1 pseudogene is annotated in these 255 nt (G+C 68.2%); it reads left to right on the top strand.

The window, feature by feature from the left end:
* Window positions 1–255 (top strand): annotated as a pseudogene (locus WCE05_RS26570) (hypothetical protein); the annotation flags it as partial.

The following is a 255-nucleotide window of genomic DNA, read 5'->3' as shown; positions in this document are numbered from 1 at the left end:
AACTGGAGCAGCGCATCAAGGCCCTGCAGGACCTTGCCTTGCAGGCCAGCGACGACCACGACACCTGGCTGGCCACCGCTGAGGCCCACCACATCGATGACCCGCACAGCCTGGCGGCCGCGCTGTCATCCTATGACCGTGACGAGCCGACCTGCGCCCGTGGGTTGGAGATCGCCCTGGCCCTGCTGATCCACCCCATGGCCCAGCCAGTCCCCGGCACCGAAGACCACGACCGACGCTTCAAGCGCCTCGAGC

Source organism: Pseudomonas sp. I2, from assembly GCF_040984075.1.
Classification (GTDB): domain Bacteria; phylum Pseudomonadota; class Gammaproteobacteria; order Pseudomonadales; family Pseudomonadaceae; genus Aquipseudomonas; species Aquipseudomonas guariconensis_B.
Note: the sequence above shows the minus strand (reverse complement) of the source record. Positions and strands in the feature narration are given on the sequence as shown.